At 70.1% G+C, this 26,257-nt stretch carries 21 protein-coding genes; 9 read left to right on the top strand and 12 right to left on the bottom strand.

Annotated features, from left to right (window positions below; all coding sequences use genetic code 11):
* The first annotated feature begins 19 nt into the window (after positions 1 to 19).
* The 6 genes from FOB47_RS04370 (at position 20) to FOB47_RS04345 (ending at position 5,510) form a co-directional block, all read left to right on the top strand.
* Complete coding sequence (locus tag FOB47_RS04370) at positions 20 to 1,165, top strand: thiolase family protein (protein ID WP_174780069.1); 1,146 nt, start codon at positions 20 to 22, stop codon at positions 1,163 to 1,165.
* 1 nt (position 1,166) lies between these two features.
* Positions 1,167 to 1,940, top strand: coding sequence for an SDR family oxidoreductase (locus FOB47_RS04365; RefSeq protein ID WP_174780068.1), 774 nt, complete (start codon positions 1,167 to 1,169; stop codon positions 1,938 to 1,940).
* Positions 1,941 to 1,950: 10 nt separating this feature from the next.
* On the top strand, positions 1,951 to 2,754 hold the full coding sequence (locus tag FOB47_RS04360) for an enoyl-CoA hydratase/isomerase family protein (RefSeq protein WP_174780067.1): 804 nt from the start codon (positions 1,951 to 1,953) through the stop codon (positions 2,752 to 2,754).
* 86 nt (positions 2,755 to 2,840) lie between these two features.
* Positions 2,841 to 3,833 carry a tripartite tricarboxylate transporter substrate binding protein gene (locus tag FOB47_RS04355; RefSeq protein ID WP_174780066.1) on the top strand — a complete coding sequence of 331 codons (993 nt, stop codon included), beginning with the start codon at positions 2,841 to 2,843 and terminating at the stop codon, positions 3,831 to 3,833.
* A 29-nt stretch (positions 3,834 to 3,862) separates the two neighbouring features.
* Positions 3,863 to 4,282, top strand: coding sequence for a PaaI family thioesterase (locus tag FOB47_RS04350; protein ID WP_023263634.1), 420 nt, complete (start codon positions 3,863 to 3,865; stop codon positions 4,280 to 4,282).
* A gap of 1 nt (position 4,283) precedes the next feature.
* Entirely contained in the window at positions 4,284 to 5,510 is a 1,227-nt protein-coding gene (locus tag FOB47_RS04345) for a CaiB/BaiF CoA transferase family protein (RefSeq protein WP_174780065.1), read from the top strand.
* A gap of 34 nt (positions 5,511 to 5,544) precedes the next feature.
* Here the strand turns inward: FOB47_RS04345 and gcvA are convergent, their stop codons facing one another.
* The gene (gene gcvA, locus FOB47_RS04340; protein ID WP_006578600.1) at positions 5,545 to 6,441 is read right to left on the bottom strand and encodes a transcriptional regulator GcvA; all 897 of its coding nucleotides are present in this window, start codon (positions 6,439 to 6,441) and stop codon (positions 5,545 to 5,547) included.
* Between the two features lie 188 nt (positions 6,442 to 6,629).
* On the opposite strand from gcvA, the gene FOB47_RS04335 reads away from it, so the two are divergent.
* Together FOB47_RS04335 and dkgB are read left to right on the top strand one after the other, a co-directional pair.
* Positions 6,630 to 7,505: an oxidoreductase gene (locus tag FOB47_RS04335; protein WP_174780064.1), complete on the top strand. Its 876-nt coding sequence runs from the start codon at positions 6,630 to 6,632 to the stop codon at positions 7,503 to 7,505.
* A gap of 319 nt (positions 7,506 to 7,824) precedes the next feature.
* Positions 7,825 to 8,634: a 2,5-didehydrogluconate reductase DkgB gene (gene dkgB, locus FOB47_RS04330; RefSeq protein WP_174780063.1), complete on the top strand. Its 810-nt coding sequence runs from the start codon at positions 7,825 to 7,827 to the stop codon at positions 8,632 to 8,634.
* Between the two features lie 124 nt (positions 8,635 to 8,758).
* Here dkgB and FOB47_RS04325 read toward each other — a convergent pair whose 3' ends face one another.
* The 3 genes from FOB47_RS04325 to FOB47_RS04315 form a co-directional block, all read right to left on the bottom strand.
* Positions 8,759 to 10,159 (bottom strand): nucleobase:cation symporter-2 family protein, encoded by a 1,401-nt coding sequence (locus FOB47_RS04325; protein ID WP_053824079.1) that lies wholly within the window; start codon positions 10,157 to 10,159, stop codon positions 8,759 to 8,761.
* Between the two features lie 173 nt (positions 10,160 to 10,332).
* Positions 10,333 to 12,561, bottom strand: a complete 2,229-nt coding sequence (locus FOB47_RS04320; RefSeq protein ID WP_174780062.1) for a xanthine dehydrogenase family protein molybdopterin-binding subunit — start codon at positions 12,559 to 12,561, stop codon at positions 10,333 to 10,335.
* Entirely contained in the window at positions 12,558 to 13,034 is a 477-nt protein-coding gene (locus FOB47_RS04315) for a (2Fe-2S)-binding protein (protein ID WP_174780061.1), read from the bottom strand. The genes FOB47_RS04320 and FOB47_RS04315 overlap by 4 nt, the downstream gene beginning before the upstream one ends.
* A gap of 108 nt (positions 13,035 to 13,142) precedes the next feature.
* Here FOB47_RS04315 and FOB47_RS04310 point away from each other — a divergent pair, with 108 nt between their 5' ends.
* Positions 13,143 to 14,201, top strand: a complete 1,059-nt coding sequence (locus tag FOB47_RS04310) for a LysR substrate-binding domain-containing protein (RefSeq protein ID WP_053824082.1) — start codon at positions 13,143 to 13,145, stop codon at positions 14,199 to 14,201.
* Here the strand turns inward: FOB47_RS04310 and FOB47_RS04305 are convergent.
* The 8 genes from FOB47_RS04305 to FOB47_RS04270 all read right to left on the bottom strand — a co-directional run bounded on the left by FOB47_RS04305 (position 14,176) and on the right by FOB47_RS04270 (position 26,242).
* Complete coding sequence (locus FOB47_RS04305) at positions 14,176 to 15,357, bottom strand: zinc-dependent alcohol dehydrogenase (protein WP_174780060.1); 1,182 nt, start codon at positions 15,355 to 15,357, stop codon at positions 14,176 to 14,178. The genes FOB47_RS04310 and FOB47_RS04305 overlap by 26 nt on opposite strands.
* 317 nt (positions 15,358 to 15,674) lie before the next feature.
* A complete protein-coding gene (locus FOB47_RS04300; protein WP_244959288.1) occupies positions 15,675 to 18,074 on the bottom strand; it encodes a CHASE2 domain-containing protein in 2,400 nt (799 codons plus the stop codon).
* On the bottom strand, positions 18,064 to 19,758 hold the full coding sequence (locus FOB47_RS04295; protein WP_174780058.1) for a FecR domain-containing protein: 1,695 nt from the start codon (positions 19,756 to 19,758) through the stop codon (positions 18,064 to 18,066). Before FOB47_RS04295 ends, FOB47_RS04300 begins: the two co-directional genes overlap by 11 nt.
* Positions 19,748 to 20,452, bottom strand: a complete 705-nt coding sequence (locus FOB47_RS04290; RefSeq protein ID WP_053824085.1) for a response regulator transcription factor — start codon at positions 20,450 to 20,452, stop codon at positions 19,748 to 19,750. The genes FOB47_RS04295 and FOB47_RS04290 overlap by 11 nt, the downstream gene beginning before the upstream one ends.
* Positions 20,453 to 20,603: 151 nt before the next feature.
* Positions 20,604 to 21,986: an exopolysaccharide Pel transporter PelG gene (pelG, locus tag FOB47_RS04285; RefSeq protein WP_174780877.1), complete on the bottom strand. Its 1,383-nt coding sequence runs from the start codon at positions 21,984 to 21,986 to the stop codon at positions 20,604 to 20,606.
* A complete protein-coding gene (pelF, locus tag FOB47_RS04280; protein WP_420070507.1) occupies positions 21,986 to 23,641 on the bottom strand; it encodes a GT4 family glycosyltransferase PelF in 1,656 nt (551 codons plus the stop codon). The genes pelG and pelF overlap by 1 nt, the downstream gene beginning before the upstream one ends.
* 8 nt (positions 23,642 to 23,649) lie before the next feature.
* Positions 23,650 to 24,759 carry a hypothetical protein gene (locus FOB47_RS04275; protein ID WP_082371876.1) on the bottom strand — a complete coding sequence of 370 codons (1,110 nt, stop codon included), beginning with the start codon at positions 24,757 to 24,759 and terminating at the stop codon, positions 23,650 to 23,652.
* Positions 24,752 to 26,242, bottom strand: a complete 1,491-nt coding sequence (locus FOB47_RS04270) for a PelD GGDEF domain-containing protein (protein ID WP_244959287.1) — start codon at positions 26,240 to 26,242, stop codon at positions 24,752 to 24,754. Before FOB47_RS04270 ends, FOB47_RS04275 begins: the two co-directional genes overlap by 8 nt.
* Positions 26,243 to 26,257 lie beyond the last annotated feature (15 nt).

Below are 26,257 nucleotides of genomic sequence, written 5' to 3'. Positions count from 1 at the left end.
ACCGAAGAAGGCGAGCAACATGCAGGACATCTATCTCCATGGCGGCGCGATGACGCCATTCGGCCGCCATCCCGGCGTACTCGCCCCCGAACTGGCGCAACAGGCCATCCTGAAGGCGCTGGCCGACGCCGACGTGCCCGCGGGCCGGATCCAGGCCGTCTACTGCGCCAACGTGCTTGGCGGCATGATCCTCGGCCAGTTGATCGTGCGCGATCTCGGGCTCAAGGGCATCCCGGTCTATAACGTCGAGAACGCCTGCGCCAGCGGCGCAACCGGCGTCCATCTGGCGCGGCATGCGTTGCTGGCCGGGCAGTACGACACGGTGCTGGTCGTCGGCATCGAGCAACTGACGGCGCTCGGCGGCGGCACCATCCCGCTGCAGCGCAACGACCACAAGACCGACTTGTACGCACGGGCCGGCATGGTGCTGCCCGCCGTCTATGCGATGCGCGGCACGCGCTTCCTGCACGAGCGCGACGCCTCGCCCGCCGACCTGGCGCAGGTCGCGGTCAAGAACCGCCATCACGGCTCGCTCAATCCGTATGCCCAGCAGCGCAGCACCACGACGGTCGAAGAGGTACTCGGATCGCGCATGATCGCCGATCCGCTGACGCTGCTGCAGTGCTGCCCCTCGCAGGTCGATGGGGCGGCCGCACTGGTGCTCGGCACGCGGCGGCCGGCGCAGCCGCGTCCGGTCAAGCTGCTGTCGTCAGTGGTGGTGTCCGGCATGCGCGAGGGCGCCGACGACGACATCCTGGACGCGGAGATCACCGCGCGCGCCGCGCGGCTGGCGTACCAGCAGGCGGTCCTGGGCCCGGAAGACGTCGATGTCGTCGAGCTGCACGACGCCTTTACCATCGCGGAACTGCTCTACTACGAAGCGCTGGGACTGGCCCCCCGTGGCGAGGCCGTGCCGCTGTTGCGCTCCGGCGCCACCCGGCTCGGGGGCCGCGTGCCGGTCAATCCGAGCGGCGGACTGCTGGCCAAGGGCCATCCGCTGGGCGCGACCGGCGTGGCGCAGATGGTCGAGATCCTGTGGCAGCTGCAGGGCCGCGCCGGCGAACGGCAGGTGGCGGACGCCCGCGTCGGCCTGACCCAATGCACCGGCGGCGGCATTGCGGGGGTCGACCACGCCGCCTCCTCCGTGCACTTGCTGGGAGTCTGACATGGCAACCGACACGACCCCTCGCTTCGATCCCGCCCACGTCGCGGTGGTGACCGGCGCCGCGCGCGGCATCGGCCTGGGCATCGCCACGCAACTGGCCCGACAGGGGCTGACCGTGGCGTTGCTCGACCGGGACGCCGCCGCGCTCGATGGCGCGGTCGGCGCGCTGACGGCCGACGGCTTGCGGGTCTTCGGCGCCAGCGCCGACCTGACGGAGTCGGCCGCGGTCAACGACGCCTTTGCACAGGTGCAGGCCCGCGCCGGCCGCGTCGACTATCTGGTCAACAACGCCGGCGCGGTCCGCGACATGCGCTTCCTGAAGATGAGCGATGCCGACTGGGACCTGGTCATCGACACGAACCTGCGCTCGCAGTTCCTGTGCTGCCGCGCGGCGCTGCCCGGCATGGTCGAGCGGGGCCACGGACGTATCGTCAATATCTCGTCGCGCGCCTGGCTCGGCGGCTTCGGGCAGGCGAACTACTCGGCCGCCAAGGGCGGCGTGGTCAGCCTGACGCGCTCGCTGGCCATCGAATTTGCCAGCAAGGGCATCATGGTCAATGCGATCGCCCCGGGCATCGTCGACACGCCGCTGTTTCGCGGCTTCGCGCCCGACGTGCAGGCACGGCTGAAGCAATCGGTGCCGGTGCAGCGGATCGGCACCGCCGAGGACATCGCCAACGCGGTCGGCTTCTTCCTCGATCCGCGCTCGTCCTACGTGACCGGCCAGGTCCTCTATGTCTGCGGCGGACGCAGCCTGTCCTCGCCCAGCGTCTAGGGAGCGCGCGATGACCATACGATTCGATACCCACGGACCCGTGGCGGTACTGACCATCGATCGGCCCGAAGCGCTGAACGCGCTGGACGTCCCCGCGCTGCGCCAGCTGCGCGCGCACCTGTCAGCGGTGCGCGATCGCGACGACCTGCGCGTGGCGGTGCTGACCGGCGCCGGCACGCGGGCCTTCTGTGCCGGCGCGGACCTGAAGGGCACACGCGCATCGCCGGCCTCCTATCCGGAGGCGCTGTTTCGCGCGCCGGAGCCGGCGGCCAATCTCGGCCTCTACATCCGGCTGATGGACCTGACCGATCTGGGCCTGCACAAGCCGCTGGTCGCGGCGATCAACGGGCACTGCCTCGGTGCCGGGCTCGAGATCGCGCTGCAGTGCGATGTCCGTATCGCGGCGGAGTCGGCGAGCTTCGGCCTGCCGGAGGCCGCGGTCGGCTCGATTCCGGCGGTCTCCGGCCTGCATCGGCTGCTCAAGGCGGTGCCGGCCGCGCATGCCATGCAGATGGTGCTGACCGGCGAGCGCATCGATGCCGCGCAGGCGATGCGCATCGGCCTGGTGACCGAGGCACTGGCACCGGCAGCGCTGCATGACCGCGCGCTGGCCATTGCGGCCCGCATCGCGGCCAATGCGCCGCTGGCGGTGCAGGCCGTCAAGAAGCTGTCGCGGCAGACCAGCCATCTGAGCGAAGCCGATGCGCAGCAGCTGACCGAGCTCTACTGGGGCGCGCTGCGCGATACCGCGGACCGGATCGAGGGGCGCCAGGCCTTTGCCGAGAAGCGCCAACCCCGCTACACCGGCCGCTGACGGGCGCGCCGGGTCCCGATTGCCAACCAATGCGATAACCCACAAACCAATAAATCAACAAATCAACATACCGACAGGAGACGACCATGACAACGACGACCACCATCGCGCGCCTCGCGCGCACCGCGCTGGCCGGCATGCTGGCGCTCACCGCGCTCGGCGCCGCGGCGCAGGCGCCCTTCCCGACGCAGAAACCCATCACGCTGGTGGTCCCGTTCGCGCCGGGCGGCGGCAACGATATCCTGGCCCGCCTGATCGCACCGAAGATGGGCCAGGCGCTGGGCCAGACCATCGTGATCGAGAACAAGCCCGGCGCGGGCGGCAATCTGGGCGCCGACTACGTCGCTCATGCCGCTCCGGACGGCTATACGCTGGTGATCGCCTCCAGCCAGGTCACGATGAACCCGTTTCTCGGCATCAAGGTGCCGTTCAGGATCGAAGCGGATTTCGAGCCGGTGGGGCGGATCGCCTCGGTGCCGATCATGCTGGTCGCCAACAACCAGCAGCCGTTCCGCACGCTGCAGGATTTCATCGAGTACAGCCGCGCCAATCCGGGCAAGCTCAGCTACAGCAGCCCGGGCAACGGTACGCCGCAGCACCTGGCCGGCGAGGTCTTTGCGAAGCTGAACAAGACCGAACTGCTGCACGTTCCCTATCGCGGCACCGGCCCTTCGATCACCGACCTGATGGGCGGCCAGGTGCAGCTGTCCTTCGCGACCTTCGCCTCGGCCATCGAGTACGTGCGGGCCGGCCGGCTGCGCGCGCTGGGAATCGCGGGAACCAGGCGCACGCCATTGATGCCGGACCTGCCGACCTTCGCCGAGGCGGGCATCAAGGGCTACGACGCCGAGCTGTGGTACAGCCTGCTGGCGCCGGCGAAGACGCCCAGACCGGTGATCGACAGGATCAATGCCGCGATGCTCGCCGCGCTGAAGTCGCCGGAGGTGTCCGCGCAGATGGCAAGGCAGGGCTTCGAGCCGCAGGCCTCTTCGCCGGCGGAACTGAAGGCGCAGCTCGGCAAGGACATGGCGCGCTGGCAGCGGCTGATCCAGGAAAACGGCATCAAGGTGGGGCTGTGAACGACCGCGCCATCACCCCGCCGACCCCAATGACCCCATTCGCCGCCACGGTGCCGCCGGCGGACAATCCGCTGCTCGACTACCTCGGCATCCGGCTCGCCAGCGTCGGCGACGGCCACTGCGTATTCGAGCTCGATCTGGAGCCGCGCCACCTGAACCGCCAGGGCAGCGTGCAGGGCGGCGTCATCGCGACGATGCTGGACGCCGCCTGTGGCTATGCCGGCCTGCCCGTGGGACCGGACGGCGCGCTCGGGCACGCCGCCACCGCCATGCTGTCGATCAGCTACCTCAGCAAGGCCAGCGCGGGGCGGCTGCGCGCCATGGCCTCGGTGACCCGCGCCGGCAACAGCCTGTACTTCGCCTCGGCGCAATTGACTTCCGATGCCGGCGTGCTGATCGCCACCGCGCAGGGGACGTTCAAACGCGCCCGTCCCCGTCTGGAGAACTGACATGTTGCGCGACGCACTGCACGGCCTGACCGTGATCGACTTCACGCAGATTGGCGCGGGGCCGACCTGCACCATGCTGCTGGCCGACATGGGAGCGCGTGTCATCAAGGTTGAACCGCCGGGCGGCGAACTGGGACGCGGCCTCGGTCCCGGCTGGATCGGCGACGATGCCGCGCTGTTTCACGGCTTCAACCGCAACAAGCTGGGCGTGGCGCTGGACCTGAAGGCGCCGGACGGCATCGCCGTGGCGCGCAGGCTGAGCGCCGGCGCCGACATCGTGGTGGAGAGCATGCGCCCCGGCGTGATGGATCGGCTTGGACTCGGATACGCGGCATTGGCCGAGGCGCATCCGAGCCTGATCTATTGCTCGATCACGGCCTATGGACAGCACGGACCGTACGCGCACCGGGCCGGGGTCGACGGCATCATGCAGGCCGATTCGGGCTTGATGAGCCTGATCGGCACGCCCGACGGCGAGCCGTGCAAGGTGCAGGCGCCGGTCGTCGACGTGATGACCGGCTACGTCGCCTGCATGGGCATCCTGGCCAAACTGGCCCAACGGTCCCGCGACGGACAGGGCGGCCACCTCGACGTCAGCCTGTTCAACGCGGCGCTGGCGCTGCAACAGTCGTCACTGACCAGCTTTTGCGCCGACGGCCAGGCGCCCCAACGCGTCGGCAGCGCGGCACCGTATTCGGCGCCGAACCAGGCGTTTCGCACCGCCGACGGCTGGCTCATGGTGGCCGCCTACATGCCCGAACGCTGGCGCCGGCTGTGCGAGGTGCTGGGCCTGCAAACGCTGGCCGACGATCCGCGCTTTGCCACCTCGCCACTGCGGGTGGCGAACCACGCCGCGATGGTCGATGCATTGAGCCGCGCGTTCGGCACGCGGCCGACCGACACCTGGCTGGCGCTGCTGCAGCAGGCGGACATCCTGTGCGCGCCCGTCGCGACCTACGACGACGTGATGGCGCACCCTCAGCTGGCGGCCAATGGCATGCTGCAGACCGTGCCTCACCCCACGCTGGGCGGCATCCGCATGCCGGGATTCCCGATCAACAGCGCGCGAGAGAACGCACGCCCGGCCCGGCCGGCGCCCGCATGCGGCGAGCATACCGAGGCGGTGCTGGGCCAGCTCGGCTACAGCGGCGACGACATCGCCAGGCTGCGTGCGAGCGGTGCGATCCACTGCGCCGACGTTGCCGATTCCGCCGCCACGGCGGCGTGAGTCACGACAATCCTCGCGACGATATCGCGTCGTCCTACTGCTGCGCCGCGAACTGCGCCAGCAGCCACTGCCGGAACACCGTCATGCTTGGGCTTTCCTTGCGGTCGGCCGGCGTCAGCAGGTAGTAGGTGAAATCGCCCATGTCGACGGCCTGACGGAATGGCGCGACGAGCCGGCCGGCCTCCAGGTCGGCCGCCACCAGAAAGCGCTGCGCGATCGCAAAGCCCTGCCCTTCGATGGCCGCCGCGTAGGCCATCGCCGAACTCTGGTAGGTCATGCCGCCGCGCGCATCGACGTCCCGTTCCGCGCGCACCGAACGCAGCCAGTGCGCCCAGTCGTCGGGCCGGGCAATCGAATGCAGCAAGGTGTGGTGCCGGAGGTCGGCCGGCTTCCTGACCTTCGGCCCCGCGGCAAGCAACCCGGGACTGCAGACCGGCACCAGGATGTTCGACACCAGCCGGTAGGCGTTCGCCCCGCTCCACTTGCCGTCGCCGAGCCGGATCGCGCCGTCGATGTCCTCCTTGCGGAAGTCGACCGGATCGAGCGACGCGGTCAGCAACACCTCGATGCCGCGGTTTGCCGCATGAAAGCTCGACAGCCGCGGGATCAGCCAGCGCATCGCGAAGGTGGTATAGGCACGCACCTTCAGCTGCTTGCGTTTCGCCCGCTTGTTCAGACGAGTGGTGGCCTCGCGCAAGTCGTCCATCGCCCGCGTGACCGCGCGGTAGTAGTCCTCGCCGGCGCTGGTCAGCGAAATCTGCCGATGTCCGCGGTGCAGCAGCTGCACGCCAAGCCCCTCCTCCAGCCCGCGGATCTGGCGGCTGACGGCGCCGGGCGTCACATGCAGCTCCTCCGCGGCCGCCGTGATGCTCAGGTGCCGGCCCGCGGCCTCGAAGGCGCGCAACGCGTTCAGTGGGGGCAGTTTGTCCATGGCGGCGAGTCTGCCATACGGTTGAGCTGTGCTCAATCGAAATGCACCGGTTAAACAGACAACCATTGGTTGCTATTGAAGCCCCATTACATCGCATTGTGTCAAGAGAGCGGCGGACCTACATTGGACTGCGTGGCCACGGCCATTTCGAACCTCACCCAACGCAGCATCCTCACAGGAGAATCATCATGTCCGCCACCATCACCGCCCGCGCCCGCAACGACAGCAAGGTCTGGTTCATCACCGGCGCGTCGCGCGGCTTCGGCCTGGAGCTGACGCGCGCCGCACTGGCTCGCGGCGACCGCGTCGTCGCCACCGCGCGCCGCCCCGAAACGATCGCTGCCACGCTGGGCGAGCACGCGAACCTGCTGAGCGTGGCGCTGGACGTCACCAACGAGGCGCAGGCCATCGCCGCCGCCGATGCCGCGGTCGCACGGTTCGGCCGCATCGACGTGCTGGTCAACAACGCGGGCTACGGCCTGCTCGGCGCGGTGGAAGAGGCGTCGGCGAAGGAAGTCGAGCAGCAGTTCGCCACCAATGTGTTCGGCGTGCTTGCCGTGACCCGCGCGGTGCTGCCGCAGATGCGCCGCCAGCGCAGCGGGCACGTGATCAATATCTCGTCGATCGGCGGCTATGCGGCCTATCCCGGCTGGGGCGTGTACGGGGCGACCAAGTTCGCGGTCGAGGGGCTGACCGAGGCGCTCGATGCGGAACTGGCGCCGCTGGGCGTGCGCGCCACCGTGGTCGAACCGGGCTTCTTCCGCACGAACTTCCTCGACGACAGCTCGCTGGTACGCGTACGTTCGGAGATCGCCGCCTATGCCGAGACCGTCGGCGCGATGCGCGGCCACATGGCGTCCGCCAATCACCAGCAGCCGGGCGACCCGGTCAAGCTGGCCGCCGCGTTGCTGGCACTGGCCGACAGCGACACGCCGCCGGTGCGGCTGCCGCTCGGCTCGGACACGGTGGCCCGCATTACGGAGAAGAACCGCAAGGTCGAAGCGGAACTGTCGGCATGGCGAGCGCTGGCGGTGTCGACTGACCATGACGATGTGCGGGTGTGATGGGGCGGCGTGGGTAATGCCACTGGGGTGATGGCACTACCCCCCCTTGCCCTCTCCCCCGGCCCCTCTCCCGCAAGCGGGAGAGGGGAGAAAACCGCCGGCATGCGAAGCGGTCCGGGAAGCAGCGATGGCAACCGTGCTGGCGGCACACTGCTCCCTCTCCTGCCTGCGGGAGAGGGCTTGGGAGGGGGCAAGGCGTCCCCCAACCCCCTACCCTTGATCGTCAGGCAACAATCATTTGACGGCACAGGGCTGTTTCTTCCCGTCAATCGGTACCACAATGCGCCGAATCCCCAATCACGCATTCCTGGAGCCCACCATGACGCAAACGATTCCCGCCTTCGGCCTCGGCACGTTCCGCCTGACCGGCCAGACCGTGATCGACTCGGTCAAGAACGCGCTGTCGCTCGGCTATCGCCTGATCGATACCGCGCAGATCTACGGCAACGAGTCCGAAGTCGGACAGGCCATCGCGCAGAGCGGTGTTGCCCGCAAGGATCTGTTCGTCACGACCAAGATCTGGACCGACAACCTGGCCGGCGACAAGCTGATCCCGAGCCTGAAGGACAGCCTGTCCAGGCTGCGCACCGAGCAGGTCGACCTGACGCTGATCCACTGGCCGTCGCCGAACGGCGCGGTGCCGCTGCCCGAATACATGGGCGCGCTGGCCGAGGCCAAGGCGCAGGGCCTGACGCGGCTGATCGGCGTGTCGAACTTCACCGTGTCGCTGCTCGACCAGGCCATCGCCGCAGTCGGCGCGCGCGAGATCGCGACCAACCAGGTCGAGATCCATCCGTATCTGCAGAACCGCAAGCTGGTCGAGCATGCCCGCGGCCGAGGCATCCATCTGACCTCGTACATGACGCTGGCCTACGGCAAGGTGGTGCAGGATCCGGTCATCCAGGCCATCGCGCAGGCGCACGGCGCCACGCCGGCCCAGGTGGCGCTGGCCTGGGCGCTGCAGCAGGGCTTCGCGGTGATTCCGTCGTCGACCAGGCGGGAGAACCTCGCCAGCAACCTGCAGGCGCAGCATCTGCGCCTGAGCGACGACGAGATGGCTAGGATCGCCACGCTCGATCGCGGCGACCGGCTGGCCAATCCGGAAGGCATCGCGCCCGCCTGGGATTGACCTACCCTCCTCGTCGCTCCGTCGTCCCCGCGAAAGCGGGGACCCAGCGGCTTTGAGCCTATGTCGTGCCTAGAGTCACTGGGTCCCCCGTGCGCGGGGACGACGGGGGTCCCTTTTTGCAGGATCACCGGCCTGGCTGCAGAGCCTGATCGCTTCCCTGCGCGTCGCCCTGCGGCAGCGCATGCGGATCGCTGCGCGGCACGCCGTTGAACAGCAGGTTCAGCAGCACCGACAGCACGCAGGCCAGCAGGATACTGCTGTGCATCAGCGGCTGCAGCCACTTGGGCAGATGGTGGAACAGCGCGGGCGCGAAGGTCGGCAGCAGCGAGATCGCCAGCGTCGCCGCGACGATATAGACGTTGTGCCGCTGCGATTCGAAATCGACCCGCCCGAGCGTACGCACGCCCGCCGCGGTGACCACGCCGAACATGAACAGCGCCGCGCCGCCGAGCGCGGGCAGCGGCACCGATGCCACCACAGTGGCCATCTTCGGGAACAGCCCCAGCACGCACAGGATCACGCCGGCGGCCACCACTACCCAGCGGCTCTTGACGCCGGTCACGACCAGCAGCCCGATGTTCTGGCTGTAGATCGTGTAGGGAAAGCCGTTCAGCGCGCCGCCGATCACGCTGGCCAGGCCGTTGGCGCGCAGGCCGTCGGTCATCTCGCGCGGCGTCAGGGTCTTGCCGACCACGTCGCCTGTGGCCAGGAACAAGCCCATCGACTCGATCATGATGATCACCATCACGACCACGATGGTGGCGACCGCGAGCGGATCGAACACGGGCCAGCCGAAGTAGAACGGCCGGATCACGTCCACCACCGGCGCCTCGGCGACGCCCGCGAAGTCGACCATGCCGAACGGGATCGCCACCAGCATGCCGGCGGCCAGGGCCAGCAGCACCGAGACATTGGTCCAGAAGCCCTTGAGCCAGCGGTTGATCACGAGGATCAGCGCAAACACGAAGCCGGCCAGCGCGAGGTTGTGCGGCGCGCCGAAGTCCGGCGCGCCCTTGCCGCCGCCAATCCAGTTGACGCCGACCGGGAACAGCGACAGGCCCACCACCATCACGATGGAACCGCCGACGATCGGCGGGAAGAAACGCACCAGCCTGCCGAATACCGGCGAAATCAGCATCGTCAGCAAGCCGCCCGCCATCACCGCACCGATCACCGCGGGCAGGCCCAGGCCCGGATTGGTGGCGATCACGAGGATCGGCGGGATCGCGCTGAAGGCGACGCCCTGCATCACCGGCATCCGCACGCCGATGCGCCAGAAGCCGGCCGACTGCAGGATGGTGGCGATGCCGCAGGTAAACAGGTCCGCGTTGATCAGCACGGCCACCGCTTCCTTCGGCAGCTTCAGCGCGGTGGCAATGATCATCGGCACCGCGATCGCGCCGACATACATCACCAGCACATGCTGAAAGCCGAGCATCAGCAGCGGCCCCGTGGCGGGCACCGCATCGACGGGCGCGCGTGCCGGCGGCGCAGTGTCGCCCACCGCGTTGTATTGCGCTTTCATGGGGATGTCTCCTTCCGGATCTCGTTGTGGTTGTCGTAGTTGTCGTGCCGGCGCGGCCCGGCGGCGCCGGTGCCGGCATAGCGTGGGATGCCGCATCGTGACGCGCGGGTCAGATGCACGGGAAGCGGCGCGCCGTCGAAACGGCGCCGCCGCCACCGCGCTCATCGCTCGCGTCAGGCGAAGCGGAACGGCGTCGCGCGCAGGCGCTTGCCGGTCGCCGCGAAGATCGCGTTGCCGATGGCCGGGACCACCGGCGGATTGGACAGTTCGCCGACGCCGCCGGGCGCCCTGCCCGACGGCGGCATCAGCTCGATATCCAGCCGCGGCGCATCGGTGATCCGTACCACCGGGTAGTCGTGGTAGTTGCTGATGCGCACGGTGCCGTGGTCGATCGGCACCTCGTTCATCATCGCGGTCGACACGCCCCAGTACAGCCCGCCCGCCAGCTGCTGGCGCACCGAACTGGGGTCGACCGCCAGCCCGCAGTCGACCACGCAGCTGAGCCTGTGCACGGCGATCGCGCGCTCCTTGACCTCGACCTCCGCGACCACCGCGATATAGCTGTTGTAGCCCTGATAGGTCGCGATGCCGAGCCCGCGTCCCGGCGTCGAGGGGCGCGGCCAGCCGGCCAGCGCCGCGGCGCGCTCGAGCACCGCCAGATGCTCGGGCCGCTCCCGCAGCAGGCGGCGGCGATAGGCCAGCGGGTCCTGCCCCGCCGCGTGCGCCGCCTCGTCGATCAGGCTCTCGATCGCGAAGACGTTCGGCACATAGCTGACCGCGCGCCACCACCAGATCGGCAGCTTCGGCTCGACCCGCACCCACGCCAGGTCCAGCGTGCCAATGTCGTAGTAGAAATCGTTGCGCATCGCCTCGGTGCAGCTCGGATCCACCGGCACCTTGGCAAGGAAGCCGGGATCGTCGGGCTCCTTGATCGACGGCGTCACCGCGCGCAGGCTGAAGGCGGCGATGCCGCCGTCGCGGTCGAGCGCGGCGCGCGCCTTGTGCACGCTGGCGGTCTGGTAGAACAGGCCGCGCATATCGTCCTCGCGGCTGTAGATCAGCTTGACCGGCTTGCCGACGCGGCGCGAGATGAAGGTGGCCTCGAGAATCTGGTGCATGCCCTCGCGCGCGCCGAAGCTGCCGCCGGCCTCGGTCAGATGGATCTTCACCTTGTCGGCCGGCACGCCGGCGATGGTTTCGGCCGCCTGCGCGCAGCGCGACGGCACCTGGATGCCGCCCCAGTATTCGACGATGCCGTCGTGCACCCACGCCACCACGCTGAGCGGCTCCATCTGCGCGTGGGCCTTGTACGGCATCGTGTAGACGCCCTCGATCACCTTGTCGGCGCGCGCGAACGCCGCCGCGGCATCGCCCTTGACCTTGCTCTTGGCGCCGGGATCGTCGACATGCCGCGCCAGTTCGCGCAGCGCGCCCTCCGCGCTGAAGTCGGCCATGTCGCTGTCGCCCCATCGGACCTTCAGCGCCTGGCGCGCACGCTGCGCGGCCCAGAAATGATCGGCGACGATCGCCACGCCGGGCTGGCAGGCGCCGTTGTCGGGCACGGCCGGGCCCATGCCGGGACGGAAATGCGCGATCGCCGCCGGGATCTCGGTCGCAAACACATCGTGCACGCCCGGCAACGCCTTGACCTCGGCCGCGTTGAACGACACCACCGGCGCATTGATCACCGGCGGATGGACCACGATCGCGGTCAGCATGCCCGGCAGCTTGATATCGACCGCGTACTGCGCGCGGCCGGTCAGCTTGTCGGCGACGCGATAGCTGCTGCGCTCCTTGCCGATCAGCACGAAATCGGCCGGGCGCTTGAGCGCGACCTCCTTCGGCACGGGCTGGCGCGCCGCGCCTTCCGCAAGGTCGCCGTAGCCGAACCGCCGCGACCCCGAAGCGTCGATCACCATGCCGTTGCTCGTGCGGCAGCTGGCGGGATCGACCCGCCAGCGCTGCGCGGCCTCGGCCACCAGCATCGCGCGCGCAGTGGCACCGGCACGCCGCAGCGTGTTCCATTCGAGCGGCACGCTGGTGCTGCCGCCGGTCGCGTGCATGCCCCACAACGGATGGATATAGACCTGCGCCAGCGGATCGTCGGGCTGCACCACGCGCACGCGCGACCAGTCGGCATCGAGTTCCTCGGCCAGCATCAGCCCGAGCGCGTTCTTGACGCCGGTGCCGCTGTCGAACTTGTGCACGACCAGCAGCACCTCGCCCTGCGGCGTGATGCGGACCCACGCGTTGGGCGCGAAGACCGTGCCATCGGCGGTGGCGCCCGACGCCGATGTCCCGGCGGCGGCAGCGCCCGCGGCACGCACGCCGCTGGCGCTCAACTCCAGCATCAGGCCGCCGGCCAGCGCCGCCCCGCGCCTCAGGAAGTCGCGCCGCTTCATGCCGGCCTCCCGCTGCGCAGTTCGGCCGCGGCGCGATGGATCGCGCGCCGGATCCGGTCATAGGTGCCGCAGCGGCAGATATTGCCCGCCATCGCCGCATCGATATCGCTGTCGCTGGGCGTTGGCTTCCGCGCCAGCAGCGCGGCGGCGGACATCAGCTGCCCCGACTGGCAGTAGCCGCATTGCGGCACGTCCTCGGCCTGCCACGCGCGCTGCAGCACGTGCAGCGCATCGGGCTTGCCCAGCCCTTCGATCGTCGTCACGCGCTTGCCGGCAACGCTGGACAACGGTGTCTGGCAGGCGCGCACGGCGTGCCCGTCGACATGGACCGTACAGGCGCCGCACAGGCCCATGCCGCAGCCGTACTTGGTGCCGGTCAGATCCAGCTGGTCGCGCAACACCCACAGCAGCGGCGTATCGGCGGGGGCGTCCACCCGTCGGCGGGCGCCATTGACATCGAGCTTGGTGGTCATCGTGGTCTCCTCGGCCGCCCCTCTGGCGTGGACGGATCAGGGAAAGCCTAGGTGCCGCACAACCATATGTGAAATATGATTTCGGAATCCAATCCATACGGATCGCATATGGATCTCCGCCAGCTGCGCTATTTCATCGCGGTTGCCGAGGAAGGCAACTACAGTCGCGCCGCCGAACGGCTGCATATCTCGCAGCCGCCGCTGAGCCAGCAGATCAAGTCGCTCGAGGGCACGCTGCGGGTCACGCTGTTCGAGCGAGGCCGGCACGGCGCGCGGCTGACGCGGGCCGGCGAGGCGCTGCTGACGCGCGCGCGCCGGATCGTCGACGACTGCGATTCGGTGGAGCGGCAGGTGCGGCGCGTGGCCGAAGGGCTCGAGGGCTATCTGCGCATCGGCATCATCAACTCGGTGATGTACGGCCCGTTGCCGCTGACGCTGCGCCAGTTCCAGCTGCGCAATCCGGGCGTCGAATGGACGCTGCACGAACTGCTTCCCGACCAGCAGTACGAGGCGCTGGCGCGCGGCCGCATCGACGTGGGGTTCTCGTGCAGCGCGGCCGCACGCAGCGACCTGCGCTCGATCCTGGTCTATGCGCAGCCGCTGGTGGTGGCGATGGCGTCCGACCATCCGCTGGCGCGCGCGCCGCGCGTGTCGCTGCGGCAGCTGTCCGGCGATGCCTTCGTGCTGCTGAACATGCAAAGCCCGATGATCCGCAACGTGCTGGCTGCCTGCCTGCGCGAGGGCTTCGAGCCGCGCGTGATGCACGAATCGGTCGATCCGGAGACGGTGCTGGGACTGGTCGGCGCGGGCGTCGGTGTCAGCGTGCTGCCTGCCTCGCTGTCGGCCACGCGGCGCGACGACGTCAGCTACGTACCGCTGGCCGCACGCCGGCTCGACGCCGACCTGCACGCCACGGTGCGGCGCGAGCATGCGCTGCCCGCGCTGGAGCGCTTTCTCGCACTGCTGGAGGACGTGACGCGCGCCTGGCACCGCGAGGTGTTCGGCGCCCGCCCGGCGCAGGGCGGCGCGGGCTGGGCGGTGGCGGCGGATCGGGAGGCGGAACGTGAAGCGGCTCGGGAAGCGAAGCGGAAGGGAGGACGCGAGGAGAAGCCGGACGGCCCGCGCAAGCCCGGCCGCAAGCTCAGGCAGGCGTCATCACCACCTTGATGCAGCCGTCGTGCTTGTCGCGGAAGGTCTCGTACATCGACGGGCCATCCGCCAGCTTGACGCGATGCGAGATCACGAAGGTCGGGTCGATCTGCCTGTCGATGATGCGCTGGAGCAGATCGTCGGTCCAGCGGTTGACGTGGGTCTGGCCGGTACGGATGGTCAGCCCCTTGTTCATCAGCGCGCCCATCGGAATCTTGTCGACCAGCCCGCCATAGACGCCGGGAATCGACACGATGCCGCCGGGCCGGCAGACGTAGATCATCTCGCGCAGCACATGCGGGCGATCGGTCTCCAGCATCACGGCCTGCTTGACGCGGTCGTAGATCGAATCGAGCGAACGGGTCGCATGCGCTTCGAGGCCGACCGCGTCGATGCACTTGTCGGGGCCCTTGCCATGCGTGATCTCGTTGAGCGCTTCCAGCACGCTCTGGTTCTCGAAATCGATCAACGTCACGCGGTCGGGGCCGAGCTGCTGCGCCATCTGCAGGCGCTCGGGCACGCGGTCGATCACCACCACCTGCTTCGCGCCCATCAGCAGCACCGACAGGATGCAGAACTGGCCAACCGGTCCCGCGCCCCAGATCGCGACGATATCGTCGGGCTGGATGTCGCATTGCGCAGCGGCCTGCCAGCCGGTCGGCAGGATGTCGCCGAGAAACAGCACCTGTTCGTCGCTGAGTTCGGCGGGCACCTTGACCGGCGCCACGTCGGCATAGGGCACGCGCACGTATTCGGCCTGCCCGCCCGCATAGCCACCGGTCAGATGGGTGTAGCCGAACAGCCCGGCGGTGGTATGGCCGAACATCTTGTCGGCCGCTTCCTTGTTGCGGTTGGTGCGCTCGCACACCGAGAAGTTGCCGCGCCGGCATTGGTCGCATTCGCCGCAGACGATGGTAAACGGCACCACCACGCGGTCGCCGACGCGCAGCCGGCGGTTCTCCGCGCCGACCTCGACCACCTCGCCCATGAACTCGTGGCCCATGATGTCGCCGTGTTCCATGCCGGGGACGAAGCCGTCGTACAGATGCAGGTCCGAGCCGCAGATCGCGCAGCTGCTGACGCGGATGATGGCGTCGCGCGGGTGTTCGATCACCGGGTCGGGAACGGTGTCATAGCGGATATCGTGCTTGCCGTGCCAGCAAAGGGCTTTCATCGCGCGCTCCCTGGAAAGAGCGGCACGCCAGTCGTGCCGCACGAGGCGGGAATGCAAGCGCTGTTCCACCGCGATGGCGAGGCGCCGCGCGTCAATGAAGTCTCCCTTGCGTGGCACGGGCCGGCGCGAAACTTACATGTGGGGGTAGAAGTTTCAAGCCGGGCGGTACGGCACGCCCGCGCAGCGGGTTCTCCCTCTCCCTCTCCCGCTCGCGGGAGAGGGGTCGGGGCAGAGGCCAGCGGCATTTGCCGATGCCATCGCGGTTTGCGCGACCCGTTCCCTCTCCCGCCAGAGCAGAGCGTGTCGCGGCCGGGGCTTCAACCCGGCAACGTGATCACGAACGTCGTGCCGCGCCCGGGCGCGCTGTCGACGCCGACATGACCGCCGTGCCGCTCGACCACGGTCTTGACGAACAGCAGCCCGAGACCGCTGCCCTCGCGCACCGGACGGCCCTCTTCCTGCAGCCGGCTGAACGGCTGGAACAGGCGCGCCTGTTCCTCGGGCGCGATGCCCGGCCCCTGGTCGGAGACCGACACCATCAGGCCGCCATCGCTGCCGTCGTCGTGCCGCACGCGGCCGGCGCGTACGGTCACGGTGCCGCCCGGCGGGCTGTACTTGACCGCGTTGTCGACCAGGTTCGAGATGGCGCGCATCAGCAGTGCCGCTTCGCCGTACAGCATCATCTCCTCGTTGCCAGCCTGCACCGCGACGGTCACGCGGCGGGTCTGCGCCAGCGCCCACAGCGAATCGGCGGCGTCCATCAATACCGTGGTCAGGTCGATCTCCGCAAAGCGCAGATGCTGCGATTCGGCGCGCGCCAGCTGGATGAAGTCGTCGGCCAGCGCCAGCGTGCGGCCGGCATGATGGCGGATCCGGTCGAGCAGCACCGGCGGCTCCAGCGCGCGCGCCGGGTCGGCCTGCAGTTCGACCAGCGCGAGGATCGACGCCTGCGGCGAGCGCATGTCGTGCGAGATGAAGCGCAGCGTTTCCTCGCGCTGGCGCTCGGCGAGCCGCACCTGCGTGATGTCGATGAAGCTGATGCTGAAGCCCGCGATCTCGCCCGCGTTGCCGCGCAGCGGCGCACCGCGCAGCAGCATCGCGCGCTGGTCGTGGGTCTGCAGCTCGACCCCGGCCCGCTCGCCGCGCGTCGACGCCGCGCCATTGGCGGCCGAGCGCCGGAGCCGATCCCAGTAGTCGAGCCCGCCCTGCGGCGGCGCGAAGATGTCGGCGATCAGCGTATCGAGCAGCGGACGCGCGCCCCCTTCGGCATTGAGCGAGGACAGCAGCCGCGGCGACAACGCAACCGCGCCGGCATTGGCCAGCAGGATGCTGCCGTCCGCGTCGCAGATCACCGTCGCATCGGGCAGGTTCTCCAGGCCGTCGGACAGCAGCCGGCGCAGGTCGCGCTGCCGCCTGATCATCCGGTACAGCGCGCTCATTCGTGTGTCCAGCGTGCCGCCGGCCAGCGGCGGCGTGCTCTTGCCGCCGGGCAGCGCCGGCTCGCGTTCGAGCCGCGCGACCTCGGCCGACAGGAAGGTCAGTGCCGATTCCTGCCGGCGCCAGCTCCACAGCGGATAGAACAGCAGGCAGGCGAGGATCGCCGGCACCGGCGAGAACCACAGCCGATCGAAATGCATCAGCGCGACGCTGGCGCCGAACAGCCCGACGATCACCGCCGCGCTGACCAGCAGCGCGTCCCGCGGCGACATCAGCAGCGCGGCCAGGCAGGCCAGCAGCACCGGCAGCAGCGTCAGCGACCAGTACCAGGCGCGCTGCACCGGCACGATGCCGTTGTTGTCGAGCAGCGCCTGCGCGGCATTGGCCAGCAGCTCGACGCCGCTGATGCCGGCGCCGTTCTTCGACAGCGGCGCGGAGAACATGTCGCCCAGACCGGTCGCGCCGGCGCCGACCAGCACCAGCTTGCCGCGGAACAGCTCGGGCGGAATGGCGCCGCTCAGCACGTCGATCGCCGACACCGTGCGGAAGGTGCCGATCGGCCCGGCGAACGGAATGCCGAGCCGATAGCGGCGATGCCACTCGCCGGACAGCGTCTCGTCGACCGGCACCTGCCGGTAGCTTGCCAGCGGCCGCTGCGGCTGCCCGAACTGCACCAGGCGCACGACGAAATGGTCCAGCATCTGGCCGGGCAGGCCTTCCTGCAGATAGATATGGCGGGCCAGCCCGTCGACATCGGTCGCGATATTGATATGCCCGACGTCGGCCCCGAGCGCCGGCAGCGGATAGCTGAGCCGGTAGCCATCGCGCACCGGCTCCGCCAGCGCGGGAATGATCACGTTGCCGGCGCGGGCCATGCTGACCGCCAGCGCCTCGTCGTCCTCGGGATGGCGCCAGTCCGGCTCGACCAGCAGCACGTCGAGCCCGATCGCGCGCGCGCCGCCGTCGGCCAGCCGATCGACCAGCCCGGCCAGCAGCGAACGGCGCCATGGCCAGCGGCCCACCGCGGACAGCGATTCATCGTCGATCGAGACGATCAGGATGTCGTCGCGCGGCGCGTGCTGCTGCGCGGCGATGCCGATGTCGTAGACCGCGAGGTCCAGGCGCTGGCTCGCGCCGAAGTCCGCGCGCACCGCGGCCAGCACCATCACCAGCATGGTCAGTGCCAGCCATTCGATCAGCGTGCGCCGATGAAAGCCGGCGATCAGGCCGCTGCCCGCGGCCGTGCGCAACTGGGGCAGGCGAAAACGGCTATCCGCCACGGCGCACACTGCCGCTGGCAGTACCGATCGGAGCCCCCGTGCCGTCGCGCAGATGCTCGTGGATCTCGATGCGCTGCGCCGCCGAGAACGGCGACTCGCTGCCATCGCGCTCGATGCGTGCAACCCGCACGTAGTAGACGCCGGCCGGCGGACGCGGCAGCGCCGCGGCGTCCGCCTCGATGCGCTGGTCCTGCAGCGGGCGGGCAAAACCCGGCTCCTCGGCCAGCTGCAGCCGATAGGCCTGCGGCGCGAATGCCTCCGGCTGTCCGGCCGCGCCCCAGCGCACGCGCAACGCGCCGCCGTTGTCCTCGACCACGGCGACGCCCGGCGCCGGCGGCAGGATACGGAACGGCACCGGCGCGCTCCACGGCCCGGGCTGCCCCTTGGCATCGATCGAACGCACGCGCCACCACCAGTCGCCCGGCGCCAGCGTCTGCTGCGTGCCCGCCTCGCGGGTGCTGCCCTGCGCGGCCGGCGTGCCGAATTTCTCGTCCGAGGCGATTTCGAAGCGGTACTCGGCGGCGTTGTCGACCGCCGCCCATTGCAGATGCACCGCTGCGCCATGCACCGTGCTGCGCGGCGCCGGCTCGACCGTATAGGGCGCCGGCGGGTTGAGCCGCACGGTCAGCGGCGCGATCGCGGCGTTGCCCGGAATGCGGTTGCGATCGATCGCGCGCACCTCGAGATAGGCGGCCCCATCGGGCAAGCCGGTCAGCGCCGCGGCCGGCGGCGTGACGGTGCTGGCGAATACCGCTTCGGTACGCTCGGCATCGCGCGTGACACGGACCAGGTAGCCGATTGCGCCCTTGACCGGCTGCCAGCCCACTTCGGCGTGGCTGGCGTAGATCGGCTCGGCCGGCACCGCCCTCAACGTCGGCGCCGCCAGCAGCGTGTGCACCGCCGCGTCGCCCGTGCTGCCGATGGCGATGCCGTGGCCGGCGGTCACGGTCCGCTTGGCGCGCTGCGCCCGCACCGCCACGGTTCCCTCGAGCACCGCGCTGCTGTTGGCACGGCGGCCGGGTTCGCCGGGCTGGCCCGCATCGACCGCGTAGCGGGTGCCGCGCACGCCGGTGACCATCATCGGCGTGCGGATCTCGAAGCGGCCCACGCCGGTCCCGCCCGGTGCGACGCGCGACTCGATACCGCCTCGCTCGACTTCCATCACGGTGTCGCCCAGCCCCGTGCCCGCGAACACCCGCAGGCGCTTGACCTGCAGCCGCGTGGCCGGCGGCATCGCGACGCGGGTGCCGTCGGTCAGCTCGAAGGTCACCAGGCCATCGGCGCCCGTCTGCAGCCAGGCCGCCTCGTCGACGCGCATGCCCGGCCGCAGCGCCGCGCCGTTGGCATCGGCCTGTCCGACCACGGACACCACGCGCGCGCTGGTGACGGTCACCGGAATGCGCGCGAGCGGAATGCGGACCTGGGTACCGATCGGCAGCCGATACGGATCGGCGACGCGGTTCAGCGCCTGCAGCTCGCGCCAGACGTCGGCGCGGCCGGTATAGCGCTGCGCGACCCAGAACAACGTATCGCCCGGTTCCACCTGATGCACGAAATATTCGCCGTCGGCGCCGGCCGGGCCCGCCTGCGCCGGCGCGAAGGCCAGCAGCGTGCACGCGGCAACGACCGCCCTGCCCGCAGCCGCTACAGCGGCGGCCGCGGCCCTGCCACCCTTACGCGCCATCGGCCTGCTCCGCGCAGCGCTCGAAACGATAGCCGTAGGAGTACACGGACGCGAGCCGCACGCCGTTCTCCGGCCGCAGGCCGAGCTTGATGCGCAGCCGCGACAGATGGGTATCGAGCGTGCGCGAACTCGCGCCGAGCGAACGCCCCCAGACCGCCTGCTCGACGACGTCGCGCGCCAGCAGCCGATCCATGTTGCGGAACAGATAGAGCGCGAGATCGAATTCGCGCGGCGCGATATCGACCTCGACGCCGTTCAGGCTGGCGGTGCGCGCCACCGGGTCGAGCCGGTAGGCGCCCACCACGATGGCCTCGTTGGCCTGGGCCGAAGGATAGGTCCGGCGCAGCAGCGCGCCCACGCGCGCCAGCAATTCGCCCCTGCGCACCGGCTTGATCATGTAGTCGTCGGCGCCGCCGGCCAGTCCCATCACGATGTCCTCTTCCAGCGACCGGCTGGTCAGGAACAGGATCGGCGGGTATTGCCCCGAATGCAGCCGGACGTGCGTCACCACGTCATAGCCGCTGATGTCGGGCAGCTGCCAGTCCATGACCAGAAGATCGTACGAGCGCTCGCGCATCGCGCGCAGAAACGCCTTGCCGCCCGAATAGCTGTCGCAGGTATGCCCGGCGCTGATCAGGATCTGCTGGATCAGCTCGGCCTGGCTCGGATCGTCTTCGACCGATGCGATGTTCATGTTCTTCCCGGTTACAGGTCCGTTCGCGTCCGGCCGCACGGCAACTCCGGCAAGCGCGACTTGATGGACTTCTCAATAGAATGTGTCGAATTGTAAAGGGTCGGTCACCATACTCGTCGGCGATCGCGCACTGGAGACCGCCCGATTCGCATTACTGCAACATAAAGGTTTCGTATTCCAGGCGCTCGAGCCGGCGGTCCAGCAGCACCAGTGCGATCGCCACCACGATCAGCACCGCGAACGCGAAGCCATAGCCGTACCAGGCCGGCCCGAGCGCCAGCGTCAGATGCGTCAGCCCTGCGTTCAATGCCAGCAGCGCCGCGCCGAGCAGCAACACCTCGCGGCGTCGGTCCAGATAGAAATACAGGCTCAGCGTGGCAAGCAGCACCACCTGCAGGCCCGCGGCGACCATGTCGACATGCAGCAGCGGCAGGTACAGCTGCGTCATGCCGAACAGCGCCAGCAGCGGCCGGCCGAGCGCGAACAGCAGCAGCGCCGCGATCGCCAGCGCCTTGACGATCTCGTACAGCCCCATCCGCACGGCCCGCACCATCGCATTGCGCGACTCCTCGATACGCTGCAGCGAGCCGCCGCCGCGCACCGCCTCGGCGAAGGCATCGTAATGGGCGACGAAATCCCGCTCGATCCGCAGCAGGAACACGGACATGGCCGGCACCACGGCGAGGTGGGCCAGAAACACCGGAATGTCGTAGATCGCGGACGCATGCAGCGGACCGACGACGGGCTGGCCCGTGCCCGCGTGGTACCAGAACTGCAGCTTGTCGATCCAGAGGGCGAGCGGATACAGCAGCCCGATCGCGATCAGGCTCGGATAGCGATGACGGCGCGCGAACACCGCGAAGGACAGCAGGCGCCGGCTGCGATGGTGCCGATGGATCGGCATCGCGGTGCCGGCCCACAGCACCAGCACGCCGATCGCGAAGCCGCCCAGCAATCCTTCCACGCCGAAGCCGCGCAACGCGAGCGCCGCGACGGAAGCCGCCGCAATGCCGGCGACGAAGGCGCAGGCGATCGTGCCGTACCGTTTCATGCCCGCCAGGAAGGCCACGGCGATCCAGGCATGGCACATCAGCACGAAGCCGGCCAGCATCAGCGCGCGGTACAGCGCCGACTGCTGCGGAAAGGCCCACAGCAGGCACGCGAGGCCAGATATTCCCGCGAGCACGGTGACGACCAGCCCCACCGCACGCACGCCGGGGAGCACCAGTTCGCCGCGCCCTTCGGCCAGGCGCTCGGCGGCGAAGCGCACCAGATGAAGCTGCAGCGGTCCGGTCAGGATCAGGCTCGCGGCGATCAGGCAGGTCGCCGATACCTCGAACTGCACCGCCAGCGCGGACGGCAACGCTGCCGGCAGTCCGGCCGCCATTGCGCGCATGGCGATCTGCAACAGGCCGGCGATCGCCAGCGCCACGGCGCCGCAGGCCAGCACGCCGGCGAAGCCGTAGGCCTGCAGCGTGCCGCCGACACGGTTGCGGTCGCGAATGCCGCGGACGAAGAAGGACAGGTCCACCATCATGGCGCTCCGGCAAACGGGCAACGGCCGGCCGGCTGCCGTTCGGCCGCCGGCGGCGTGGCCGGCAGCACCGGACGGCCGACGCCGCCTCGTGCGCCGGCATCGGCGTGCGGCTTCGCGGCCAGGTGCTGGTACAGCTGGCGGTAGCTGGCCAGCGTCGCATGCTGCGTGTAATAGCGCTCCGCGCGCACGATGGCCGCGCGCTGCGCGGCGCGCCAGCGCTGGCCATCGCCGAGCAGCGCGACCGCTTCGCGCGCCAGCGCGGCCGCGTCGCCGATCCGCACGACAGCGCCCGCGACGCCCAGCGCCATGTCCTCGTCGCCGACGCCGTCGATCAGTTCGCGGCACGCGCCGACGTCGGTGACCACGCACGGCACGCCGGCGGCGAAGGCTTCCAGCACCGGCAGCGGCAGCGCCTCGCTGATCGAGCTCAGCACCAGCACGCCAACCTGCGGCAGCAGTTCGCCGACGGGCCGAGCGCCGAAAAAATGCACGTTGCCGGCCAGCCCCAGGCTTTGCACGAGGGCGCGGCATTCGCGCGCATAGTCGGCGTCCTCGTCCTCGGGCCCGGCGATCCAGCCCTGCGCATCGGGACAGTGCCTGACCACGGTCAGCATCGCGCGGATGAAGGTCTTGACGTCCTTGCGCGGCACCAGCCCGCCGGCCAGACACAGGACCTGCGGCACTTGCGGTGGACGCCGCGCGCGCAACGGCGCCAGCGCGGGCAGATCGATGCCGTCCGGGATCGTGCGCGTGCGGCTGGCCGGCGCGCCGTCCTGCACCTGGCGGCGGCGATTGCCCTCGTACAGCGCGACGATCTCGTCAGCGGCGTCGTAGCAGACGCGGCCCAGCGATGCGAAGAAGCGCAGCGACAGGTCGCGGCAATAGCCGGGATCGTTGCCATGTTCCCGCGTCCGCGCGGCATGCTGCGACACCAGCAGCGGACGGTCGTGCCGGTAGCGCAGCATCGCCCCCAGCAAGCCCGCATAGCCGGTCGATGCCGCGTGGTAGACGCGCGCCGGCATCAATGTCGCCGCGATCCGGGCCAGCCGCCACAGCGGCCGATGGATCGCGCGCACGGTCCAGATGTAGTCGGAGAACGGGACGTCGGTACAGTAGCGGCGGTACTGCTCGACGATGGTGTCCCAGGCGGCCCGGCTGTGCAGGAAGGCGTGCTCCGACAGCCGGCCGTCGTCGCCGAGCTCTTCGATCAGCGCGCGCAGCGCGGCACCGGCCTGCGCGTGGCCGCCCGCGTGGCCATGGCCTGCGCCGCCTCGGTTGCCGCCGTAGCCGCGCTGGCGCAGCAGATCGTGCCACCGCGCCGCCTCGGCAAAGGCCTGTTCGTCGGCCCGATGCCGTGGCATCGCGTCGGCCGGATCCTCATCGTGCAGCAAATGCATCTGCAGATGACGCACGTTGTCCGGCAACGCATCCACCATCTCGCCGCTGCCCGCCGGACGGTCGGCGAGCAGCACGATGGCAAAGGTGGTCTGCGGAAACGCCCGGATCATCCGCTCGGCCCAGCCCGGTGCGCCGGTTCTCGCGAACGGATGGCCGCCCTCGAGCAGCAGCGCGACATCGACTGCCGCTGGCCGCGAGGTGTCGCGGGGGGCCGAGATGGAAGCCGGCAAGGCCGCGTTCGGCATGTGGGGCATGGTCGCGATCATGATGTCCAGTAGCGCAGCAAGGGCTGAAGCTGCGGCGCCGCGGGCAGCGCCGCGGCCTGGCGCAGGCTGCGCATCGCCGTTGCCACCGCGGCGAAATCGCCATCGAGGTAAGCGGCCTCGGCCAGCAGCGGCAGCGCACGCTGGCGCGGGAACCCCAGCGCGGTGGCGCGCTGCAGCGCCGCGCGCGCGGCGGCTGGATCGCGGCGCGCCAGCGCCAGCCGGCCGCGCAACTGCCACAGGCCGGCCGCGGGGCTTGCCACCCCGGAACCGTCGGCGGCCGGGACGTACAGGGCCGTCGCGCCCGGCGCCTCGGACAGCGCCTGCAGCGCGGCCTGCGCGTGAAGGTCGGCCTGCGCCAGCGTGTGGCTGCGCACGTCGCCCTGGACGAGGTCCTGATAGACCAGTTCCCAGTGCAGCTGCGCCAGCTGTTCGTGCGCGGCGGCGCGACCGGCCGCATCGCCGTCGCCGAGCGCGTTCAGGCGCTCGCGCGCCTGCAGGATCCGGCGCGTCAGCCGCTGCTCGGCCGCATCGAGCATGCCGTAGGCGAGCAGCCTGACGTCCTCGACGTCGTCGTCGAGCAATGCGCGCAGCAGTGGACTGACGTGGCGGGCCGGCATGTCCTGCAGCGCGGCCAGCGCGGTCAGCCGATGCACGTGCGCGGCGTCGGCGGTTCCGGGTCCGCGCCCGAGCGCGGCATCGGCGGATCGGTCGCTGTCGGTCCCCGGCGCAACGCGGGACATCGGGCCGGAGGCAAAGTCGGGCAGCGCCACCAGCGCCATGCCTTGCGCGGCGCGGGCACGAGACCGCCATGCGGACGGCGCCATGTCGGCCAGCATCGCCGGCAGCACGACATACAGGGCAACGAGCGCACCGCCGAACGGAACGAAGGCACCGGCTGCGAACAGATACGGCAGCGTCGCGCCCAGCGGCACGCGGACGCGACGCGACAGCAGACGCCGCAGCGGCAAGGCCATCAGCGCGGCGGCCAGCGTCTGCAAGGCCAGATACGCCAGCAGCGCGGCGCTGGCGCCGTCGCCTTGCAGCAGCGCCGCCAGCGCACCCAGCTGGACCGCGACGCCGGCCAGAACGAGCAGGCCCTCAAGCATCGCGGCCGTTCCCCGAGCGGCCGCCCGCGGGGCCGCCGCCGCAACGTCCCAGCAGGCGCCGCAGCGCTTCGGGATCGCCATCGGCTGGCACCGGCAGCGTATGGACGCCGATCCGCCCCTGTTCGAAATCGATGCCGAACTGGGCCTGCAGCATCCGTTCGATCCGCAGCAGATAGCCGGAAGCCGCGTCGGTATCGGCCAGCGGCATCAGCGTCATCAGCGCGCGGTGCGTACCGCCGTCGCACGCCCACGCCAGGTCCAGCGCGCGATGGCTGCGTACGGCTTGCTCGAACCAGTCGGCGCTGTGCTCGTCGGTGCCGAAGGCCAGCGCGATCACGGTGCTCGGAATGCCGGCGTCGCGCCGCAGCCGTGCCAGCCGCGCATAGTCGAGCGCGAAATCGTGCGGGCAGCCGGGCAGCGCATCTTCGACCGCGCGGGCCGCCGCGGCATGCTCGACCCCGTCGGCGTAGTAGCCGAGCAGCGCCAGCAGCAGCGCGAGATTGTCGTGATGCAGCGCGAGGAACGGCATCCGTTCGATCACCAGCACGCCGAGCAGCCGGTCGGGGCCCGACAATACCGGCGCCACCGCCAGATAGCGGCTCGACATGCCGTCGCCCCCGTCGGTGCGGCGATGCACCAGCTGCCGGCTTTGCAGGCAGCGACGCAGCAGCGGATCGCGGTCATCGAGCCCGCAGCCGGGCCCGACGGTCGCCACGGCTTCCGACAGCACCCGCTCGCCGTCGCAGCGATACAGCGCGGCGGCCTCGAGCTGGCAGGCCTGCGCGGCCAGTTGCAGCATCGGCGCAGCGGCGGTCAGAGACCCCGCCGGCGAGCGCTCGCCGCGATGCGCCGATCCGTGCTGCGGCTCGGCGCGCTCCGCTACCGCGGCCGCCTGTTCCGCGGTCGCCGCGCGCAGCTGGGCCAGCGTATCGCGCAATGTCGCCGGCTTTGCCAGCAGATCGTTTTCGAGACGGGCATGCGAGATCCGCAGCAGGTAGTGCTGCCTGGTCAGCGCGGTCAGCCGCTCGTCGAGATAGCGGTGAATCGAGCGCTGGCGCGCCAGCCGGCTCGCGCAGACATCGCCGAACTGGCCGGCCAGCAGCACCAGCAGCGTGCCGCCGATGAAGAACGGCCGCGGAAACGCGCCGGGCTGAGCGCCAATCTGGTGGAACAGCAACCAGCCGGCAAGCAGCATCAGCGCCGCGCCGATGCCTGCCAGCGTGCCGTAGCGCAGCGCCAGTACCAGCGGCAGCAGCCAGGCCCAGGGGAACCCCAGGTCGAGCAGCAGCGGGTTGCCGGGCATCGCCGCATAGCCGAGCGCCATCGCCGCGGTCATCAGCACGATCAGTTCCAGCATCGCGGTGCGGGTACCGGCCTTCCCCATCGCGGGCGCCAGCCATGCCGCACGGACGTCGTCCGCCCGGCGGGCCGCGGCGATGCTGCCCGCAGCCGCGCGCCGGTCGCCCATCGCCGTTGCAGTCATTCACTTCTCCAGATA

Source organism: Cupriavidus gilardii, assembly GCF_013347325.1.
Classification (GTDB): domain Bacteria; phylum Pseudomonadota; class Gammaproteobacteria; order Burkholderiales; family Burkholderiaceae; genus Cupriavidus; species Cupriavidus gilardii.
The sequence above is the reverse complement of the archived record's forward strand: the minus strand, read 5'-3'. Positions and strand labels throughout refer to the sequence as shown.

Bases quoted from the DNA above. Each gene is read 5' to 3' on its own strand.
- FOB47_RS04310 (WP_053824082.1), top strand. From the start codon at position 13,143: ATGGATCTCCGCCAGCTGCGCTATTTCATCGCGGTTGCCGAGGAAGGC.
- FOB47_RS04275 (WP_082371876.1), bottom strand. From the start codon at position 24,759: ATGCTTGAGGGCCTGCTCGTTCTGGCCGGCGTCGCGGTCCAGCTGGGT.
- pelF (WP_420070507.1), bottom strand. From the start codon at position 23,641: ATGCCCCACATGCCGAACGCGGCCTTGCCGGCTTCCATCTCGGCCCCC.
- FOB47_RS04290 (WP_053824085.1), bottom strand. From the start codon at position 20,452: ATGAACATCGCATCGGTCGAAGACGATCCGAGCCAGGCCGAGCTGATC.
- FOB47_RS04320 (WP_174780062.1), bottom strand. From the start codon at position 12,561: ATGAAGCGGCGCGACTTCCTGAGGCGCGGGGCGGCGCTGGCCGGCGGC.
- dkgB (WP_174780063.1), top strand. From the start codon at position 7,825: ATGACGCAAACGATTCCCGCCTTCGGCCTCGGCACGTTCCGCCTGACC.
- FOB47_RS04365 (WP_174780068.1), top strand. From the start codon at position 1,167: ATGGCAACCGACACGACCCCTCGCTTCGATCCCGCCCACGTCGCGGTG.
- FOB47_RS04270 (WP_244959287.1), bottom strand. From the start codon at position 26,242: ATGACTGCAACGGCGATGGGCGACCGGCGCGCGGCTGCGGGCAGCATC.
- FOB47_RS04370 (WP_174780069.1), top strand. From the start codon at position 20: ATGCAGGACATCTATCTCCATGGCGGCGCGATGACGCCATTCGGCCGC.
- FOB47_RS04305 (WP_174780060.1), bottom strand. From the start codon at position 15,357: ATGAAAGCCCTTTGCTGGCACGGCAAGCACGATATCCGCTATGACACC.
- FOB47_RS04355 (WP_174780066.1), top strand. From the start codon at position 2,841: ATGACAACGACGACCACCATCGCGCGCCTCGCGCGCACCGCGCTGGCC.
- FOB47_RS04345 (WP_174780065.1), top strand. From the start codon at position 4,284: ATGTTGCGCGACGCACTGCACGGCCTGACCGTGATCGACTTCACGCAG.
- gcvA (WP_006578600.1), bottom strand. From the start codon at position 6,441: ATGGACAAACTGCCCCCACTGAACGCGTTGCGCGCCTTCGAGGCCGCG.
- FOB47_RS04295 (WP_174780058.1), bottom strand. From the start codon at position 19,758: ATGGCGCGTAAGGGTGGCAGGGCCGCGGCCGCCGCTGTAGCGGCTGCG.
- FOB47_RS04350 (WP_023263634.1), top strand. From the start codon at position 3,863: ATGACCCCATTCGCCGCCACGGTGCCGCCGGCGGACAATCCGCTGCTC.
- pelG (WP_174780877.1), bottom strand. From the start codon at position 21,986: ATGGTGGACCTGTCCTTCTTCGTCCGCGGCATTCGCGACCGCAACCGT.
- FOB47_RS04315 (WP_174780061.1), bottom strand. From the start codon at position 13,034: ATGACCACCAAGCTCGATGTCAATGGCGCCCGCCGACGGGTGGACGCC.
- FOB47_RS04325 (WP_053824079.1), bottom strand. From the start codon at position 10,159: ATGAAAGCGCAATACAACGCGGTGGGCGACACTGCGCCGCCGGCACGC.
- FOB47_RS04335 (WP_174780064.1), top strand. From the start codon at position 6,630: ATGTCCGCCACCATCACCGCCCGCGCCCGCAACGACAGCAAGGTCTGG.
- FOB47_RS04360 (WP_174780067.1), top strand. From the start codon at position 1,951: ATGACCATACGATTCGATACCCACGGACCCGTGGCGGTACTGACCATC.